The organism is Enterobacter cloacae complex sp. 342H5 (assembly GCF_050030905.1).
GTDB classification, from domain to species: Bacteria; Pseudomonadota; Gammaproteobacteria; order Enterobacterales; family Enterobacteriaceae; genus Enterobacter; species Enterobacter intestinihominis.
The window spans coordinates 3,788,177-3,805,422 of sequence record NZ_JBLGVB010000001.1; the positions used below are offsets into that span (position 1 = coordinate 3,788,177).

13 protein-coding genes and 3 pseudogenes are annotated in these 17,246 nt (G+C 50.1%); 4 read left to right on the forward strand and 12 right to left on the reverse strand.

Features of this window, described 5'->3' with window-relative positions:
- Window positions 1-71: 71 nt before the first annotated feature.
- Window positions 72-371, reverse strand: a pseudogene (locus tag ACQG03_RS18090) (IS66 family transposase); the annotation flags it as partial.
- Window positions 372-940: 569 nt separating this feature from the next.
- Complete coding sequence (locus ACQG03_RS18095; RefSeq protein WP_022651297.1) at window positions 941-2,074, reverse strand: glutathione-independent formaldehyde dehydrogenase; 1,134 nt, start codon at window positions 2,072-2,074, stop codon at window positions 941-943.
- Window positions 2,075-2,505: 431 nt separating this feature from the next.
- Here ACQG03_RS18095 and ACQG03_RS18100 point away from each other — a divergent pair, with 431 nt between their 5' ends.
- Together ACQG03_RS18100 and ACQG03_RS18105 are read left to right on the forward strand one after the other, a co-directional pair.
- Window positions 2,506-2,832: a four-helix bundle copper-binding protein gene (locus ACQG03_RS18100; RefSeq protein ID WP_022649401.1), complete on the forward strand. Its 327-nt coding sequence runs from the start codon at window positions 2,506-2,508 to the stop codon at window positions 2,830-2,832.
- 447 nt (window positions 2,833-3,279) lie between these two features.
- Window positions 3,280-3,870: pseudogene (locus ACQG03_RS18105) on the forward strand (LysR substrate-binding domain-containing protein); the annotation flags it as partial.
- 41 nt (window positions 3,871-3,911) lie between these two features.
- On the opposite strand, the gene ACQG03_RS18110 reads toward ACQG03_RS18105, so the two are convergent.
- The 5 genes from ACQG03_RS18110 to ACQG03_RS18130 all read right to left on the reverse strand — a co-directional run bounded on the left by ACQG03_RS18110 (window position 3,912) and on the right by ACQG03_RS18130 (window position 8,626).
- Window positions 3,912-4,571 carry an SDR family oxidoreductase gene (locus ACQG03_RS18110; protein WP_007897903.1) on the reverse strand — a complete coding sequence of 220 codons (660 nt, stop codon included), beginning with the start codon at window positions 4,569-4,571 and terminating at the stop codon, window positions 3,912-3,914.
- Between the two features lie 294 nt (window positions 4,572-4,865).
- Window positions 4,866-5,702 (reverse strand): helix-turn-helix transcriptional regulator, encoded by an 837-nt coding sequence (locus tag ACQG03_RS18115; protein ID WP_023279881.1) that lies wholly within the window; start codon window positions 5,700-5,702, stop codon window positions 4,866-4,868.
- A 75-nt stretch (window positions 5,703-5,777) separates the two neighbouring features.
- Window positions 5,778-6,629 (reverse strand): DMT family transporter, encoded by an 852-nt coding sequence (locus tag ACQG03_RS18120; RefSeq protein ID WP_023279882.1) that lies wholly within the window; start codon window positions 6,627-6,629, stop codon window positions 5,778-5,780.
- Between the two features lie 106 nt (window positions 6,630-6,735).
- On the reverse strand, window positions 6,736-7,611 hold the full coding sequence (locus ACQG03_RS18125) for an MBL fold metallo-hydrolase (RefSeq protein ID WP_017384065.1): 876 nt from the start codon (window positions 7,609-7,611) through the stop codon (window positions 6,736-6,738).
- Between the two features lie 82 nt (window positions 7,612-7,693).
- Entirely contained in the window at window positions 7,694-8,626 is a 933-nt protein-coding gene (locus ACQG03_RS18130; RefSeq protein WP_158002126.1) for a LysR family transcriptional regulator, read from the reverse strand.
- A gap of 260 nt (window positions 8,627-8,886) precedes the next feature.
- On the opposite strand from ACQG03_RS18130, the gene ACQG03_RS18135 reads away from it, so the two are divergent.
- Entirely contained in the window at window positions 8,887-10,011 is a 1,125-nt protein-coding gene (locus tag ACQG03_RS18135; protein WP_023279877.1) for an alkene reductase, read from the forward strand.
- Between the two features lie 95 nt (window positions 10,012-10,106).
- The gene (locus tag ACQG03_RS18140; protein ID WP_032415288.1) at window positions 10,107-10,415 is read left to right on the forward strand and encodes an ArsR/SmtB family transcription factor; all 309 of its coding nucleotides are present in this window, start codon (window positions 10,107-10,109) and stop codon (window positions 10,413-10,415) included.
- 546 nt (window positions 10,416-10,961) lie between these two features.
- On the opposite strand, the pseudogene ACQG03_RS18145 reads toward ACQG03_RS18140, so the two are convergent.
- The 5 genes and pseudogenes from ACQG03_RS18145 to ACQG03_RS18165 form a co-directional block, all read right to left on the reverse strand.
- Window positions 10,962-11,650: pseudogene (locus ACQG03_RS18145) on the reverse strand (IS3 family transposase); the annotation flags it as partial.
- A 90-nt stretch (window positions 11,651-11,740) separates the two neighbouring features.
- Window positions 11,741-12,169: a hypothetical protein gene (locus tag ACQG03_RS18150; RefSeq protein ID WP_017384060.1), complete on the reverse strand. Its 429-nt coding sequence runs from the start codon at window positions 12,167-12,169 to the stop codon at window positions 11,741-11,743.
- 3 nt (window positions 12,170-12,172) lie between these two features.
- Window positions 12,173-14,290 (reverse strand): hypothetical protein, encoded by a 2,118-nt coding sequence (locus tag ACQG03_RS18155; RefSeq protein ID WP_017384059.1) that lies wholly within the window; start codon window positions 14,288-14,290, stop codon window positions 12,173-12,175.
- Complete coding sequence (locus ACQG03_RS18160; RefSeq protein ID WP_032607906.1) at window positions 14,278-16,044, reverse strand: hypothetical protein; 1,767 nt, start codon at window positions 16,042-16,044, stop codon at window positions 14,278-14,280. Before ACQG03_RS18160 ends, ACQG03_RS18155 begins: the two co-directional genes overlap by 13 nt.
- Window positions 16,031-17,116 carry a tyrosine-type recombinase/integrase gene (locus tag ACQG03_RS18165; RefSeq protein WP_227010010.1) on the reverse strand — a complete coding sequence of 362 codons (1,086 nt, stop codon included), beginning with the start codon at window positions 17,114-17,116 and terminating at the stop codon, window positions 16,031-16,033. Before ACQG03_RS18165 ends, ACQG03_RS18160 begins: the two co-directional genes overlap by 14 nt.
- Window positions 17,117-17,246: the final 130 nt, after the last annotated feature.

Sequence of the window (17,246 nt, forward strand, 5' to 3'; positions counted from 1 at the left end):
AAAGGGCTGTGTCGTCATTGCGTCAATGGCGGCACATTCCCGGCGTGTTCTGTATCAGTAATCTCCCGCAGGTATAATTTCAGCGCATCCCACTGGTTCAGCGCGTACGCGAACGCCTTCGACAGCTCCGAGTGCCGTGACAGCGTTTTCTGCTTTTCACGCAGCCAGCCCTCCAGCGCGGTCAGCAGCGGTACCGCTTTTTCCTGCCGAATGGCCAGCCGTTCCGCCGCGCTTTTGCCCCGGATGCCCGCCTCGATGCCATACAGCTCGCCGATACGGCACAGCGCTTCGGTCGTGGTGTCAGAGGGCGTCCGCACGTGCACGTCCGCCTGCAACACCCCGCTGAACCCCGCAAGATGCGACTGCGGATGTGTAACGCTGGCGTGATAGAAATTTTAAGTCAGTCATCAGGTGTCCACCTAATTAGGGGTCAGTTTGGATATCGAAAATTATTGTACGTCAAGGTTATTTTTTGACCTCTCTACTTTAGCGGGCCTCAGCCGACGAAACTTATCGGAAGCCGGTACCGGCCAGTCTGACTGAAGATGGAAGCAAAATTAATGCTGTGGGCTACCATACCTTCTTTAACAGGTGATTTGTGAACTGCAACTTCTCGGAACGGGAGTTTGCGCAAGGACCGGAAGTCCGCTTTTCGCTCATAGCGGACCGTTCCTGCGCACATGTCTGCTATGTGGTAGAGGCAGACAATACTTACAGCACAGGGCGTTAATAAATACGGAACAGATCAACCGCAGATGCCTCCTCCTGAATGTATTAATTTTGCTATCTCGTCGGCAAAATCAGGGAACAAGTCTGGATATGGAAGCGCCTGGCAGCTGAAAGTATGAATAATAACGCCCTGACAGGATATTTTATTGCACCCTGTCAAAAGTCATACATTCTTTCCCGGTTTTTGCTTTCTCATACCGGATAACTCTATTTAAGGCTTAAGGATAACCTTCGTCCATCCTTCATCCCGCTCATCGAAGTGCTTATATCCGGCAGGAGCCTCTTCAAGCGAAAGACGATGAGAAATTATTTTGCCCGGACTGGCTTTATCGTGATGGATGAGGCGAGACAGCTGACGGTTATAGGCCTTAACGTTCGCCTGGCCGGTACGGATTGCCTGTCCTTTAAACCAGAAACTCCCAAAATCAAATGGCATCTTACCCTCTCTGGCAAGCTCCGATTCAGCCCCCGGATCCTGAGGAATAAAGACGCCAACCACACCAATTCCCCCGGTTGCTTTCGTCGACGCAACAAGACTGTTCATGGTAACAGAGTTATCTTCATGGCCATGTTTGTTACAGCACTGATAGCCAACACATTCGCAGCCACAATCCGTACCGCGTCCATCCGTCAGGTCGAGAATTTTTTGTACAGCTTCATCGCCAGTAGCATTGATGCCCGTCGCCCCCATTTTTTCAGCCAGAGCCAACCGGTCTGTGTGCGTATCAACCACAAACACCTGTGAAGCACCTTTAATGATCGCCGAATGAGCTGCCATCAAACCGACCGGCCCCGCGCCATAAATGGCCACGCTTTCACCAGGCTTCAATCCGGCAAGTTCTGTTGCATGCCAGCCGGTAGGAAAAATGTCAGAGAGCATCACATAATCATCTTCTTTTTCTGCCGCATCAGGGGGAAGAACAAGGCAGTTAAAGTCGGCAAATGGCACCCGAAGAAGTTCCGCCTGACCTCCCTCCCAGGGACCCATTTCAGCAAAACCATAAGCTGCGCCTGCCGTACCCGGATTGGTAGTGAGACAAAAGCCGGTCAGACCTTTTTCACAGTTTTCGCAAAAACCACATCCCACGTTAAACGGCAGACAAACATAGTCGCCCACCTTAATACGTTCAACGCCTGAGCCAATTTCGACCACTTCACCCAGGTTTTCGTGACCCAGAATCCGTCCCTGTTCAAAGCTGGTCCGGCCCTCATACATGTGCAAGTCCGACCCACAAATGTTGGTGGTGGTGATGCGGACGAGTACATCCGTGGGGCGGACAATTTTCGCATCCGGTACGTCTTTTACTTTTACATCATAAGGACCGTTGTAAATTACTGCTTTCATGATCTTCTCCTTCTTGCGTGCGGAAAGGAAATGCTGCCCCGCGGATTGGGGTATCAATCGAGTTTAGCTGCCATAACAGATCTCGCGATCGGCGAAAGGACGATTAGGATGTTTCTTAACTAAGTGCATTGAAGTCTGTAAGACAGGTACTTACCGATGAAGGCTGCCTGGAAAACGTAAAAACATCACACGTTAATCCGGTTTTTTTAAGCAGGCAAGGGATTACGGACAGCTTTGAGCGAGAAGCGGATAAAGTAAATCTATCTCATTTCTGCATTGTGCCAGAAGTAGACATAGGTGAATTAGGTAACCCTAGAGATGCACTTTGAATCAATGATATGAAATGCTGAAAAGGTAATTAACTAATTCAAAATTTGAATAATCAGTTATCTCTTCCATGCTTAATACGTAACCTTAGCTAAGGAGAAATTATGTTAGACGAATACAAAAAATGCATCGAAGCCTGTTATCTATGTGCAACGGCATGTGATAACTGTGCGGCTTCGTGTCTCGACGAAGAGAATCTGGAGATGATGCGCGAGTGCATAAAACTGGATATGCAGTGTGCAAATATCTGCCGTCTTGCAGCTCAATTCATGACACTAAATAGCGGGTCTGCCCAGGATCTTTGCCGTCTTTGCGCTGATGTTTGTCAGAAGTGCGGTGACGAGTGTGGAAAGCATGAACATGACCATTGTCAGGATTGCTCAAGCGCTTGTCATCACTGCGCCGAACAATGCAGAAAGATGGCCGCCTGAGAAAAACTCAAATTACCAAACCCGCTTCGGCGGGGTTTTATATTCCCGGTAATAAGTCGTAGAAGGATGAGATAGATGAGTTTAAGAGTACGGGCGGGAAATAGATCTACTCGAAAGTACTAGCCTCAATGACAAATTCTGGCACAGATTATTTGATTGGCTCAATGTCCGTTTTCGCTGACAGCGGACTGCACCCCGCCGGGGTGACCGCTTCGTGCCAGAATTGGACGTTTCCAAAATCTGCATGCACTAATCGGTGGAGAGCAGATCTCACTGCATAGCCATGCAGACGCGCAGAAATCATCAGGGGCGTTTGAAAGGTGCCGGAAACAGGCGGGAGGCCGCAGAAACGTGCTGAGGGCGCCTGCGGCGGTGCGCCCAAGGGTTGTTATGTTTAATATGGCAGAACTTTCCTGTCGCTATCATTTTGACGCCCGCTATTCGCTCATAGATATGCCTGTCGCGTTTGCGGCTTTACTTGTTATACCCAACCTGCCTGATTTTTATCGCCAGCATCCCGGAATTGAAATGAGCAGCTCAGACCGCCGACGGAATATGCTGCATGATGGCCTGGACTGCATACTGAGGGTGGGGGAGCTGGACGATGGCGACTATATCGCAAAGGAGGTGGGAACCGTTAAAATGACGACCTGCGCCAGTCCTGCGTATCTTGATCAACACGGCACCCCGGAAACAATGGACGAGTTGCAGCAGCATCAGGCCGTCAACTGGATTAACAGCAGCAACAGACAAGTTATGCCCTGGACATTCGGGACGTCAGAGGGCTCCACCGAAATTGAACTTCCAGGCAGGCTTGTCGTGGATAACTCAGAAGCCTACATTGCAGCAGGCCTGGCGGGGCTGGGAATACTACAGGGCATGAATATTTTTTTGCAGCCTTATCTCGATCGCGGGCTGTTGGTAGAGGTTCTGCCAGATAATACGTCCCCGAATCGCAAACTGTAACTTCTGTATCCGCACCGCCATCTCTCCCGAAAAGTACGGGCGTTTACCGACTGGCTGGAAAGTTTATTGTAAACGCCTGGGGGCCTGCAGCCTGCTGGTACGTGCGCTGCCTTTTATCGGCCCGCCAGCTTCTGTATGGCTTCACGGACAGGAGCATCGCCAGACGTCAGCTCAATGATGACGCGGCTGACGGCAGGTTGCTCAATGAGTTCAGCCAGCGTAGCCGCCACGTCATCACGGGGCACGTTACCATACGGGATGGCCAGGCCGGCACGTACATAACCCGTACCAGTCTTATCCTGCAGCGCGCCGGGGCGCAGGATCACCCAGTCAAGCTCGCTTTGTGCTAGTTCCACATCGGCCATTTTTTTAACACGCATATAATTTTCGAATGATTCAGAAGTGGTTTCTCCCCGTGCGGACTCCGGGAATGCAGAAACGAGCAGAAAGCGAGACACACCGGCACTGAGGGCGGCAGCTACCGACTTTTTCAGCCCTTCGCCGTCGACCGCATTGGTCATCTCCTGTCCCCCCTTACCGCCGGCACCGGCAGTAAACACCACTGTATCACTACCTGCAAAGTGCATCGCCAGCGCAGCTGCATCCAGCTCTGTCAGGCTCCCACTGACGGGCTCAGCACCCAGCTCGCCTAGCAATGCCTGCTGCTCTGGCTTACGGTAGAGGGCACGAACAGCATGCCCCCTACCTGAAAGGATCCTGCACAGACGCTGGCCGATTTTGCCTGCACCACCGATAATGAAAACATGAACCACAGTTGTCTCCTTCTGGGGTTATGATGTGTCCGAAATTATAACCTGACATCAGGTCAGTTCCTTTGAGCCTGACCGATTGCACTGCATGCTGCTGCCAGCACCAGACAGCTGGTCAGATACTCAGTTGTTCTTATAGCTGAGAACAACAGCCGTACCGATTTAGCTCTCCCGTCACGATGAGAACTCCTGAACCGGTTACACGCAATGCCGGCCAATATCTTCCGTTATATTCGAAAGATCCACGCAAGTTACTGAAGTGCGAGGGACGCAATGTGTACCTTGAACGAACTGAAGTCAGCGGAACCCTGAAGGTTCGATTCCATAGCGTTCAGAAAACTGCTTGCTGAAGCTCGATAGTGAATTGTAACCCACCCGCCCCGCGACCGTTTTTACCGGCAGCGTCGATGTCATCAGCAGGCGGAGAGCCTCCGCGATACGTGCATCGGCGATAACTGAGCGTAAGCTGGTTGACTCACTGGCCAGGTGGCGCCGAAGCGTGGGGCCACTGAGTCCCGTCAGATCTTCAATTTCAGCAGCACTCCAGGGATGAGCCGGTTTGTCCGCTACCATCTGACGGATTTTCATGGCCAGACTTGGCTGCCGGGCTCGCAGCAAAGCATGGTATCCCATGCCATAAAGCCAGAGCACCACTTCAACCATGGCGTGCAGGGAAAGCGGACGCTTCCCTTCCCGCATTGCGGCTGTCCAGCGGTTAAGGGGTGAAAGAAGAGCTGATACGGAAATGGCTGCGATGCTGCCGGTGTCCTGTGGTGGTGGTGCGGCAAGTAACAGCCTGGCTGCTTCAAGCTGTTCCTCCGCGAGCACCACGCTCAGGGCAACAAACTCACCACTTTGTTCTGAAGGGGCATATTCTATATCGATGCTACGGGCATTCGGGACGACCATAATCTCGCCCGGGATCACCCGGTGCCATTTCTCATTTTCACGATACCGGAATTCTCCTTCCAGCGGGAAGGAAAGGGTCGCACCTTCCACCTCGAACTTCTTTACCTGATGCGTCTGTTCTGCGCGAAGGCAATCGCAGGGAAGTGGAAAACGGGAGCGTGCCAGGGTAAGAAGCTCAGCGAGGAGATCATCAACGGGAGAATCGGAAAAGCTGACTGTTTGCATATTCATCCGGAATTTGACTTTGACCGCTATTATACGTCGCCATATACAAAAGCATACAGCGACGCGTGCGGTTGTCTATTCCCGGATGACAAAAATCAGGCCGATTATAGTTATTGCCATACCCACAAGCATGGGCAATGTAATGGCCTCTCCAAACAGCAACCACGCTTCAGCTGCCGTGAGAATGGGAACCAGGTAAAAGTAAGTAGCGACTTTGGTTGCTTCACCGCTTCGTATCATAAAAATCAGCAACATAATCGCCAGAACCGATACGCCAATAACCAGCCAGCCCAGACCCAGCGCAAATGATAAGCTCCACTGCGTCGGAGCAGATTCGAACATCAGGCTAATTGCACCCATCGATATTGTCAAAGTGACGTACTGTAAAAACGTGTTCGCAAAGATATGTCCATCTCCCTGAGCACGGCGCTGATAAAGCGCTCCGATCGTTACGCCAAATAACCCCAGCATGACCGACCCAAAAGCCACAGGATCCAGTGCAAAACTATGCTGGCCTGGCGAGAGCACCAGGAAAACGCCCGCAAAGCCAATCGCAATACCCAGCCATTTCCGGGGATGCAGGGACTGACGGTGCATGAGTGAAACCAGTATTGCAGTCAGTACCGGCTGCAGGCCGGTGATGAGCGCCACAATGCCTGACGGCATGCCACGATGGATGGCATAAAAGCATCCGCCCAGAAAGAAGCTCTGCAGGAAAAGTCCGACAATCAGGTTGCGAACCATTCCTCTGCCGGACGGAAAACGGGCCCTGAACCCCAGTGTAAGCAGCAGAAGGACCAGACAGGAAAATGCGCCACGCAGGAATAAAAGATGAAACGGCGCGCTGTACTGCACGGTAAATTTGGCTGCGACAAACCCTGACTCCAGAGGAATACAAAAAGCCAGGGCGCAAGAGTAATGAGCCATTTTTTTGTGAGGCAGTGATATTCATAGTATTGCAGGTGGGTTCTTGTCGGGCGATATGAAAGGGGATCTTCCCGGTCACTATTGTGTGCACCGGGAAGGAAGGTGATCAGACTGCGGGTGACCACAGGTCGTAATTCAGTGCGAAGCTGTTACCTTCACGGATAACCTTACCGGTAGTAGGCAGGTTGAAGTGCATACCACTGACAGCCAGGTTATCGCTCGCTGCGCGGTCAAGCACTTTGCTACGGATGGCCGCCGCCGCCGCAGGATCGCTGTCGAACGCGATAGTAACGTCAGGCTGAGCAACCTGAATGTGCGGGAAGTGAACAATATCACCCCAGATGAGCAGCGACTCTTTTTCATCACCCAGCAGATAACCGGTATGTCCTGGTGTATGGCCGAACAGCGGTACAGTCTGAATACCTGGTAAAATCGCTTCCTCGCGGAATGGCACCAGTTTGTCGTCATAAGCGCTGAAGGCGTTCCTTGCTACTTCAAAGAACGGCTTGAATGCGTCAGGCGCGCCAGCGGAAATGGTTTCATCACGCCAGAAAGCGAGTTCTTTCTCATGCACAAACAACTGCTGAACATTGCGGAAAACGGGAGTCTGCAGGGGGCCTGCAAGCCCGCCGATATGGTCAGGATGCGCGTGAGTCAGGAGAAGGGTATCAATCTGAAGCGGGTCAATGCCTGCCGCGGCCAGGGCTACCTGAAGCCGACCGCCCCAGCCATTGATACCTCCGGCACCACTGTCAATCAGGATGGTTCGCTCAGGCGTCTGGATAACGTAGACGTTGATATTAATACGGGGTACTGCTGGCACACCGCGCTTCTGCAGTAAATCCTCGGCACGTGAGCCGTCAATACCAGACAGCAGCTCAAAAGATACGTCCAGATAGCCATCACTCAGCATGGTCACAGTCATGTCACCTACTTTTTTGCGATTGATAGCCGGGGCCTGCCAGTTCAGTTGTGAAGTCATATTGGTCTCCGTTACGATTAGAGGTCATCAGGTTTTACTTTAGCAATAGTAACGAAATTTCTGGTTCGAACTGCTCATCCTGCTACGTAAACCGCTCATTCTTAAAATCCGGAGCACAGCAGGTTATATTGCTTTTGCCTTTCTCATGTAAGGTGTCGGTATTATCTTTACCGGAGCCTGTAATGGACATTATTGGAATTATCATGTCGGCGGGAAAAGCCTCTGACCAGTCCTCAAGCACCCGACAATAGTGTCCCGCCTCAATCCCCGCCAGGGCAGAAGACTCCGGCAGGTAGGCCAGGCCGTAGCCATCTTTTACTGCCTGAAGCATTGGATAAATGCTTGAAAAAGTAAGCTGCCCGTCCACTTTTTTCACAATCTCCCCCTGCCTGACAAATTCCCAGCCATACAGCGGGCCTGTGGGTGACAGACGTATATTGATGCAGTCATGTTTTTCCAGCTGAGAGGGATGTAGCGGCAGACCTCTTTCTGCAAGATAGGTGGACGATCCAATGACGACAAACCGTATGTCCGGTGCGATTCGGACGGCCACCATATCCTTTAATATGTCATCACCAATTCGGACTCCGGCATCAAAATTGCCCTCAACAATGTCGACAAAACCGTTCTGCTGCGACATTTCCACCTTGATATCCGAATATTTTTTTAGTAACGGTGACAATCGTGGCCAGAGACATTCATGAATCATGTGATCTGATACCGTAAGTCTGACCAGCCCAGCCGGTGTATGGCGCAGTCTCTGAAGAGCTGTCACGCCCGCTTCAATGCGCGCAAGACCGGGTTCAAGCGTCAGTAATAATTGTTTACCGGCTTCGGTGACAGCCACCCGCCTGGTTGTACGCATAAGTAACGGCATGCCAACGCGCTCCTCGAGACGACGTATCGTGTGTGAAAGCGTGGATGCCGAGATCCCGAGGCGGACAGCAGCCCGTGAAAAACTGCACTCCTGTGCTACTGCCATGAATGCAACATAGTCATTAAAATCGTGACGCATACCGTTCCCGTTCAGGATCTCCGATAACATTATCAGAACCATTTAGGTTCATGATGCCGATTCTGTGAGCCATCAGGCAACCCCCCCGTTCCGCTCATCCGATCATAATTTTTATAAATCTAGATATTGGTAAATCTCAATATGTGGAATAAAGTGTCGTGGTTCTGCGGCTACATCGGCCGAACGACGACATGCCAGGTCGTAAATGCTGAGACATGGCGTTTCAGTGATATTGAAAATTCGCTATATCAGGATATGTAATGAAGACGAAAAACCTGTTCTCTCCCACCAGACTAGGTCCCTACACCCTGAAGAATCGTGTTGTACTTCCGCCTTTAACCCGCTCACGGAGCTCACAACCGGGTGATATTCCGAACGAACTGATGGCTGAATATTACGCACAGCGCAGCAGTGCCGGGTTTATGGTGACCGAAGGAACACAAATCGAACCTCGTGGGCAGGGTTATGCGTGGACCCCGGGGATCTACAGCTCACGGCAAGTGGAAGGCTGGAAGAAAGTGACGCGGGCAGTGCATGAAAAAGAAGGCATCATTTTTGCCCAGCTCTGGCATGTCGGAAGAGTATCCCATAACTCCCTGCAGCCATGTAACGCCTCGCCTGTCGCTCCGTCGGCGATACCGGCAGGGGAAAACGTTAAGGTATTCATCGAAACCGGGCCGGGAGAGGGTGCGCTGGCTACCGCTTCCTGCCCCCGCGCACTGGAAAAAGAGGAAATTAGTGAGATTGTCAGGATGTACGCCGGGGCAGCTCAGAACGCCCTTGATGCCGGTTTTGACGGTGTGGAAATTCACTGTGCAAATGGATACCTGGTTAACCAGTTCATGTCATCCCATAGCAACAAAAGAGAGGATGAATATGGTGGCTCATTACATAACCGGCTGCGGTTTCTGCGCGAAGTGACGCAGGCTGTCGCTGATGTGGTCGGTAAAGACCGTGTGGGAGTCCGTTTTGCTCCGCTCTTTCAGACCACGGATGAAGTAAGGGTCTATCTTGGCCTGGTGGAAGATGATCCCCATGAAACCTATACCGAAGCCGTTAAAATTCTTGAAGAAATCGGAATAGCCTATATTTCTCTTGCTGAAGCCGACTGGGATGATGCTCCCGAATTGCCTGAAGCATTCAGAGCTGAAGTCCGTAAGTTATTCAGCGGTGTAATTATGTATGCCGGGCGATATACGCAAGAAAAAGCCGAACGGATTATCGGTGCTGGCTGGGGAGACATTATCGGATTTGGCCGCCCGTTCATAGCTAATCCGGATTTACCGCAGCGCCTTTATCATGAATGGCCACTGAATCCGGTCGATCCAACAACCATGTATGGTGGAACGGCAAAAGGCTACACAGATTATCCCGCCTTTGGCTAACCATTCTTATGAGCATCAGCTTTTCAAAAGCTGATGCTTAACGTAGAGAAGTATCGTAACATTGCAATTCCTCAATGCGACAAGTGACAGAGTTTATGCCTGATATTGATTTGAATGACGTGATTAAGGCGCTGGGAAACCCTGTTAGAAGAAAAATTCTGCATATGCTCAAGGAACCGAAAATACACTTCCATCAGCCTTATGCTGATGCGGACGAGTTCGGTGTGTGTGTCAGTATCATTCAGGAAAAGGTCGGGCTCTCACAGTCTACCGTTTCTCTTTACCTCTCAGCTCTTCAACGGGCACAACTTGTTACTTCTCAGCGCATCGGTCCCTGGACGTACTACAAACGTGACAATGATAAAATAAGGGTTGTTCTTGAGTTGCTGAAAAATACAATCTGATACAGGACTGAGCACATTCAGTGTAACAGTACCGGGGGTTCGTACTTGCGATCCCGGCAGGCATTCCATGAAAGCGCACTAATTCCTCAATATCAGGCTGCAGACCGGTCATAAGAGGCTAATAGTTTTGCAAAATATCCACCAGTTTGGGTCAAATCACTCTGTCGGTTGGTGTGCATACTCGGTGCAAGGACCTGCAGATATTTAAGATGGCGGATAGCTTGTTACAGTGCCGCTGATGACATTCCGACCCTGTTGCCGTCCGGGTAAGATAATACCTCTGACAGCGGTCATAAAAGCCCAACATAATTGTCTTTCGAGCCATATATTAATCGCTCATCGCGCTCTCTTTTTCGAAGAGGTGTCACTTAATCATGATCGGTCAGTACAAAAAGACAGTGCTTTTCCAAATTCCGGACGGTTGTATGCGAAAACGGTGAAGCTCAACAAATGGTGTCATCGCTGTGCAATGCTCTGCGGGCTCATTCTTTCAGTTAACTGTTTGGTTACAGCTTCAATGAAGTATTTCAGTTAATTCACAGCGAGGGTTTGAGGAAACCACGCTGTGATTACCCAACGCTCATCCGGAGCATCCGGATTGAACTGTCGCTGGAGCTTGTTGGGCGACACGATACTGGCCTCGCCTTTACATGCCCTCGGGCTCCGGTATCCGACCTGAGCCTTTATCCCGACACGTTTCATCAGTCGCCAGACTCTGTTCACTCCGCACTGTTGCCCGCTGTCCCGCAGATCCAGATGGATTTTGCGATAACCATAGACGCATCCCGATTCCAGCCAGAACTGTTTAATCTGTCCTGTCAGTCTCAGGTCTGCCTGATGGCGTTGTGAATGCGGCTGCTGAAGCCAGGCGTAAAAACCACTGGGATGTTCATCCAGCACCCGACAGAGCAGGCGAACAGGCCAGCAATAGGTGTTGTCACGAATAAAGGCGTACCTCAGTCGGACAGCTTTGCGAAGTACGCCGCGGCTTTTTTTAATATGTCCCGTTCGTCGGTAACCCGCTTCAGCTCTTTCTGAAGACGGCGGATCTCGGCCTGAGCATCTGACTGTTCTTTATTAGTGGAAGAATCCGGACCGTAGTTCTTTATCCAGGCGTAAAGGCTGTGGGTGGTGATATCGAGACGCGTTGCAACGCTGGCAACAGAATAACCGCGATCAACAACCTGTTTGACTGCTTCAATTTTAAACTCTTCAGGATAACGCTTACCGCTCATGGGCACCTCTCTTTAAGTCATCTTAAATGACTCTGAGGTGTCTGTTAAACCTGTGGCGATTCACCTCGCGTCCTTCCGTTCAGTATAGCCTCAGTCCCTGACACCACCCGAGAACGGAATGACGTCCCCTTTCTCCCTCCCGGTGTTGCGTTCAAGCTCCCTGACATACTGCTGTAAAAGTATAAGGTTATGTAACAGCTCTACATTTTCAGCCATCATCTTTTTGATTTCTTCCCTCAGCTCATTTCTCTGACGGCGATACTTTTCTTTCAGCTTGATCTGCTGCTCAATGCCCTGCTCATCAACCGGCGCGGTGCCCTGGCACGTTTTTTTCAGACTGCGGATAGCCTCCCTGACCTGCCTGTACTCAGGACAGTTATAATTCAGGGTGCCGTTTGCCAGCCCCGCTCGTTTTTCCACAGCATACTGGCTGATACGCTCCCCTGATAACATCAGTTCCCTCAGGGCCTGCTCTGCTCTTGCCTGTGTTTTTTTAACCCCCGACTGTTCGTTCGTCATGCTCTATTCATCCTTTTCAAAAAAACGGACAGCATCTGCATAAAAATCTCTCTCAAGCATCAGAAAATCCCTGTCAGCCTGAGGAGCATTATTTCGCACGGCAATCTCCAGAAGGTTGTCATAATGAGCCATCCTGCGTTTCCACACGGGAACAGAATCAGCTCCGGCCAGCATGTTCTCACATCCCGGATTGCAGGACGCTGACTGAACAACCGCCTTAAACTCGCAGTCATGGCCATTCATGCAATAAAAACCGTTTCCAAGAGATACCAGTTTTTGCCCGCCTCGTTTAGCCATGCTCATCGCTTTTTTCAGTGTAGGAAACGTCATCTGATGTAAGTGCCCACCTCTCTGGGACATCAGTAACTTCCCGCCTTCGCCATAAAGCAGGCCTTCATGCTGATAAGAAACAGCCCTGGAAGCTGAGAGTTCGGTATCAACCCTCTCAATCTCGGCAGCGAATGCCTGAGGGATCGCCCGGCTAAAATGCGAAGCGTTGAGTGCACCGGACATATACCACTCCGTCATGCCTCTGATTAAGTGCTTAAACTGCCGGATAAGATCATTAGTAGAAATCAGATCAAGACGCCTGAGGTGTACAGCAAGTGAACGGCGAAACTGATGGGTTCGCAATGGCCAGAAAGCCCCCTCCCGAATCTCCATCGCAACGCGTTCATCATCACGTATGTTTGGATTTAAAAGCCTGAACTCATCAATATGGTCACGTCGGATGAACAGATGGTGTCTTTTCACAAATTTCTTTGCCCACTCAGTCTGGCGCTGCGTCCCCATAAAAGAGAGTTTTTGCTCCGAGAACCACGACCTGATATTTAAAGACAATGGAACATTGTCCAGCGTCTTCCCGTCCAGGCCTGTCATGATTTGATTAATTCTGCGTAAATGCTGAAAAGGCTTTTCCACATAGCGACAAACAACCCAGTCTTCGTGACTTCCACCTTCCGGGGCGAACTTATGCAACACCGAACGAAGTCCCAGGATATCACCATCATAAATCAGTGAACCGTGCATCACGCCAAGCACTTCGCTGTGTCTCATCCCCGACATGGCCTGTATCACATTCATGACTTTTAACGTCAGCTCAAAATGCCAGGTGTTCAGCTTTATGTGATCAACGCCAATAAAATCAGATCTCCAGCGCTTATTTTTATGTACCGAGAACCAGCCCTGCATCCCGGGGCCAAGTGTCGCGAAAAGCGCCCGAATTTCCCCGGCAACAATATTGTAGTAATACGCGGCCCGGTAATCCGGTATGCTTTTTGCTGTCCCTCTTTTACGGGCTTCCAGCATCGACGTATAGTAAGGCGAATCATAAAAACCGTTTATGATAGCGCACAGCCGGGAAAACCCGTCAAAATCGAAATCACTGATTTCAGCATCCAGTTCAGTAATCAGCCCTTCCCAGACAGACATCATAAGACTGAAAGGCATACAATATGTCTGGTTTGAATCATCCACACTGTTGTAACTGTCGAAGCTAATATCAGGAAAGTAACCGTATTTTCGAAGACGGGTATGACCTGTCAGCGAGATATCCGCCAGGTCCATAAAGTAATTACGTAATGTTCTTTCAGAACGCTTCCTGCCGTGCTCATCCTCCTCCTTCATCTTTACAATGAAAGCATTCCGGACAAGCGGAAAACGAAGCTGAAACAGACTGCGATACCCCATAGACTCAATAATACGGGCTCCCGCCACAATGTTTGCACATTTCCGGATCAGGGACTGCGTCTTCGCGGTCCTGCCGACAATCCAGAGCAGGCTGGCTGAGATGATTTTGGCTTCAAGACGCAGTTCAGGATCCCGTATGCCTGAAAAATTAACGGTTCTTAACGTTTCACCAATATGGGTTCTGACATAGCGATTGGTCCAGACATCATCCCTGAAATAAATATTCAGCGTCTCCTCATTGATAAAACGCATATCATGTTCATCTGAGCTGGCGATAACCAGGCAGTTATTCAGACGTTCAAAGCTTTTGTTTTCTAGTGCCTCACAGATGATATCCTCAGTCGGAAACTCATCCCCTGAACGAAGCGGCGTTCCGGCAGGAAACTCCGCCATTCGACTACGGCTTACCTCTTTTTTCTTCAAATCTGCCATACCGGAGCCACACCTTCTCGCTGAAGTTTAACGCGCGCTTTTTTCAGGATCGCCTCATCTACCAGCCCAAGCCGTAAATCAATCTTCAGGAGTAACGTTTCATAACGCTCCACAGCATTGACCGAACCGATGTACAACGGTTTTCCATACTCGATAGCATGCCTGAATGACAGCAGGAGCCATACAGACTCCAGCGTTTCCACAACGCAACTTTTTGAACATTCGACACAATGAGAAAAATCCGCACAAGCCTTTGGTGTCCGGCCAAATCGTTTTTGCTTTTTTATAAAGCGCAATTCAATATCTGTAGGCGGCTCCTGCGATCGACATCCCAGGCCATTCAATAAAAGATCCACACCCTCATCGCTTCCACGCAGATCGATCCCCAGCTCATCAGCAACTTTTACCCGCTCGGATAACGCACGTGTCGCAATCCCCTGATTCATAAGCGTATCAAGTGCAGCACTGAAGTTTTCCTTCGCCCCCTGTGGGTTACCTGCAGCATAATTCCGCCTGTAAGTGCCCCAGTTATGCTGTGCTTTTTCCGCCGTAATCAGACCATTCTTTAATGTTCTGTCCGTATACTGCTCAGACGTTTTGCGCAAGCCAGAAACGGTAATTGATGGAAGCGAGGGATTAAGCTGCCGCATCGTGGCCCACGCCCCCTCAGAGTTAGAAAATTTAGTCAGATGACTGGGATTAAGAGAATAAAGCTTACGGAATTTCACCTGCGGCTCACTCAGAAACAGCGCCTGTACCGGAGGGAAGTTATCTGCGGAAACCAGATAGTTAACGATGTCGTCCCTGAGCCTGATAAAAGACAGAAACCAGTAATAGCCCGCACGTTTGGTCACATACTCCGATTTACCTATCGTCAGACGTATATACTTATTCGCTCTCCCCTTATAAACATAATCAGTGCTGATACCCTTTTCATCCAGATGTATATCATCCCGCGTCAGACCCAGAACCTGAGAGGTGTTTCCCCATGTGTGGTAACAGAACAGAAAAAAAGAAGTAAGAAAGTAATTTTCCAGAACGTCCCTGATGATGATCTCTGCCCTGCTGACCCCGTTCTCTCCCGGATACCGGAAATACGCTTCATAAACAGGTGCCAGCAAAGACGGTGAGAAATGCCGCACCCCTTTTTCCGATTTAGCGATATGCTCCCGGATACATCCCGCAAGGAACTCATTCATGGATGACAACTGCCTCAGGATCTCGGAAAGTTCATTCCTGGTATAGCTATCCCTTCCCTGCTGCTGATACGTTCCTTTCGGTAAGAATTCATATTCATACCGCCTCTGAATCTGCCCGCCCGTAAGCAAAAACCGGTTGACCACGGACAAGTAGTGTCTTGCCATCCTGACTGAAATTTTTCGCCGACGAATATCGTTCATGAGATGTTTAATATACATTTCAACGCCTTCAGCCGTGCCATAGTCATACTGATTGACTGACTGCCATATAAAAAACATATTGAGATAACGGAAAATGGTTAACCTTCCGGCGGGACGGTAAGACAGAAGAAATCGTTTCAGAGAGGCAATAAAATCGCGTTTTTCAGGGCGGGCAAGATGCGAATGTTCACTAAACCATCCGGGGAGCAACACATAATCTGAAAAATGAGCCTGAAGATAAACGTCAAGTAAATAATATCGGTTCAGATCCCGCTGAGTGATGTGTCCGCTGACCGTCTCCCATGACAGCACATTTTCGGCCATCCACGTTATCTGCGTTTCACTCCGGCTCATATATGGCTCCATCGCGACCTGCAGCACCGTCAATCAATGCGTCCATGACCCCGGCGACTGCATCAGAAATCTGGTTTTGCTGAAGAAAGACGATGTATTTCATCGTCGTATTTTCGCTTTTATGGCCCATCCAGTATTTTACTGTACCCAGCGCATTTGCGGCCTGATCGGGATAGCAACTCAGTGCCGAGCGTAAAAAATGGGTCGCAAACGTTGCCCGCAAATCATGGGGTTTATGTCTGAACACATTTCCCGGAGCAGACCGGGCCAGGCGATGGCGAAAACTGTACCAGCGGGAGTAAAAGGCTTTTTCAGACATCCGTTTCCCGTTTGCCATTAAAAATAAAGGCTCGTGCCGCCCTTCCCCACCCTGTCGTGCACGCCATTTTTGGATCTTCTTTTCATACTCCTCATCCGCCAGATAATCCAGAACCTGCTCGTACAATCGTCTGGTGATGAAGAGTTCTCGCGTCATCCCAAACTTCGTATGAACTCCGCATCTCGGACCAATATGAAGCCCCCTGATGGTCAACTCAGATACAGGGACACTGGCAAGGTACTCTTCAGTAAAGAGTGACGACGGCAGGGTCAGCATTTCATCCAGCCGTAACCCACAATTTTTCATCAGCACAATCATTAAACTGAACAACCCGGACTCAGATTTCAGTGCCTCATCCAGGATATGAACCTCTGCATCATTCAGTGGGTTGATTGTCCTTTTTGTTGTGCTGGTTATCCTGATGGCAAGATCCGAACTTATCACCTTGCGTCGCCCGTCAACGACTTTTTCGACCAACGTAAAAAATGAGCTGGCAGCCAGCTCACCACACTTGCCCAGAAATACGTAAAACCGTCGGATAACGCTGATGTACACCGCCGCGGTGGATGAGGCGATGCGCCCCTGCCTTACGGCCCCCAGAAGATACTCCCTGAAGCCATATGTAGGGCTTTGGTATTTCAACGTTCCCGGGGTGAAAGGGTCAAGTCCGTTATCCTCCAGCCACCTTATCCAGCGTAAAAATGCCCGGGCTAAAGGCTTTAAATCCCTGGCCTGCAGGATAGCTTTATCCATAAGATAAAAGTGTACATATCGGCTCAGTTTTCGATTCTGGATGCCGCTAATATAAGGTATTTCAGCATACAGAAATCCGGGTTCAAATTTCAGTTTCGGCTCTGTTGCATCCAGTTTGCTGACACGCCCA

Coding starts and splice junctions, on each gene's coding strand:
- ACQG03_RS18095 (WP_022651297.1), bottom strand. CDS start 2,074: ATGAAAGCAGTAATTTACAACGGTCCTTATGATGTAAAAGTAAAAGAC.
- ACQG03_RS18100 (WP_022649401.1), top strand. CDS start 2,506: ATGTTAGACGAATACAAAAAATGCATCGAAGCCTGTTATCTATGTGCA.
- ACQG03_RS18115 (WP_023279881.1), bottom strand. CDS start 5,702: ATGCAAACAGTCAGCTTTTCCGATTCTCCCGTTGATGATCTCCTCGCT.
- ACQG03_RS18120 (WP_023279882.1), bottom strand. CDS start 6,629: ATGGCTCATTACTCTTGCGCCCTGGCTTTTTGTATTCCTCTGGAGTCA.
- ACQG03_RS18125 (WP_017384065.1), bottom strand. CDS start 7,611: ATGACTTCACAACTGAACTGGCAGGCCCCGGCTATCAATCGCAAAAAA.
- ACQG03_RS18130 (WP_158002126.1), bottom strand. CDS start 8,626: ATGCGTCACGATTTTAATGACTATGTTGCATTCATGGCAGTAGCACAG.
- ACQG03_RS18135 (WP_023279877.1), top strand. CDS start 8,887: ATGAAGACGAAAAACCTGTTCTCTCCCACCAGACTAGGTCCCTACACC.
- ACQG03_RS18140 (WP_032415288.1), top strand. CDS start 10,107: ATGCCTGATATTGATTTGAATGACGTGATTAAGGCGCTGGGAAACCCT.
- ACQG03_RS18150 (WP_017384060.1), bottom strand. CDS start 12,169: ATGACGAACGAACAGTCGGGGGTTAAAAAAACACAGGCAAGAGCAGAG.
- ACQG03_RS18155 (WP_017384059.1), bottom strand. CDS start 14,290: ATGGCAGATTTGAAGAAAAAAGAGGTAAGCCGTAGTCGAATGGCGGAG.
- ACQG03_RS18160 (WP_032607906.1), bottom strand. CDS start 16,044: ATGAGCCGGAGTGAAACGCAGATAACGTGGATGGCCGAAAATGTGCTG.
- ACQG03_RS18165 (WP_227010010.1), bottom strand. CDS start 17,116: ATGGATAAAGCTATCCTGCAGGCCAGGGATTTAAAGCCTTTAGCCCGG.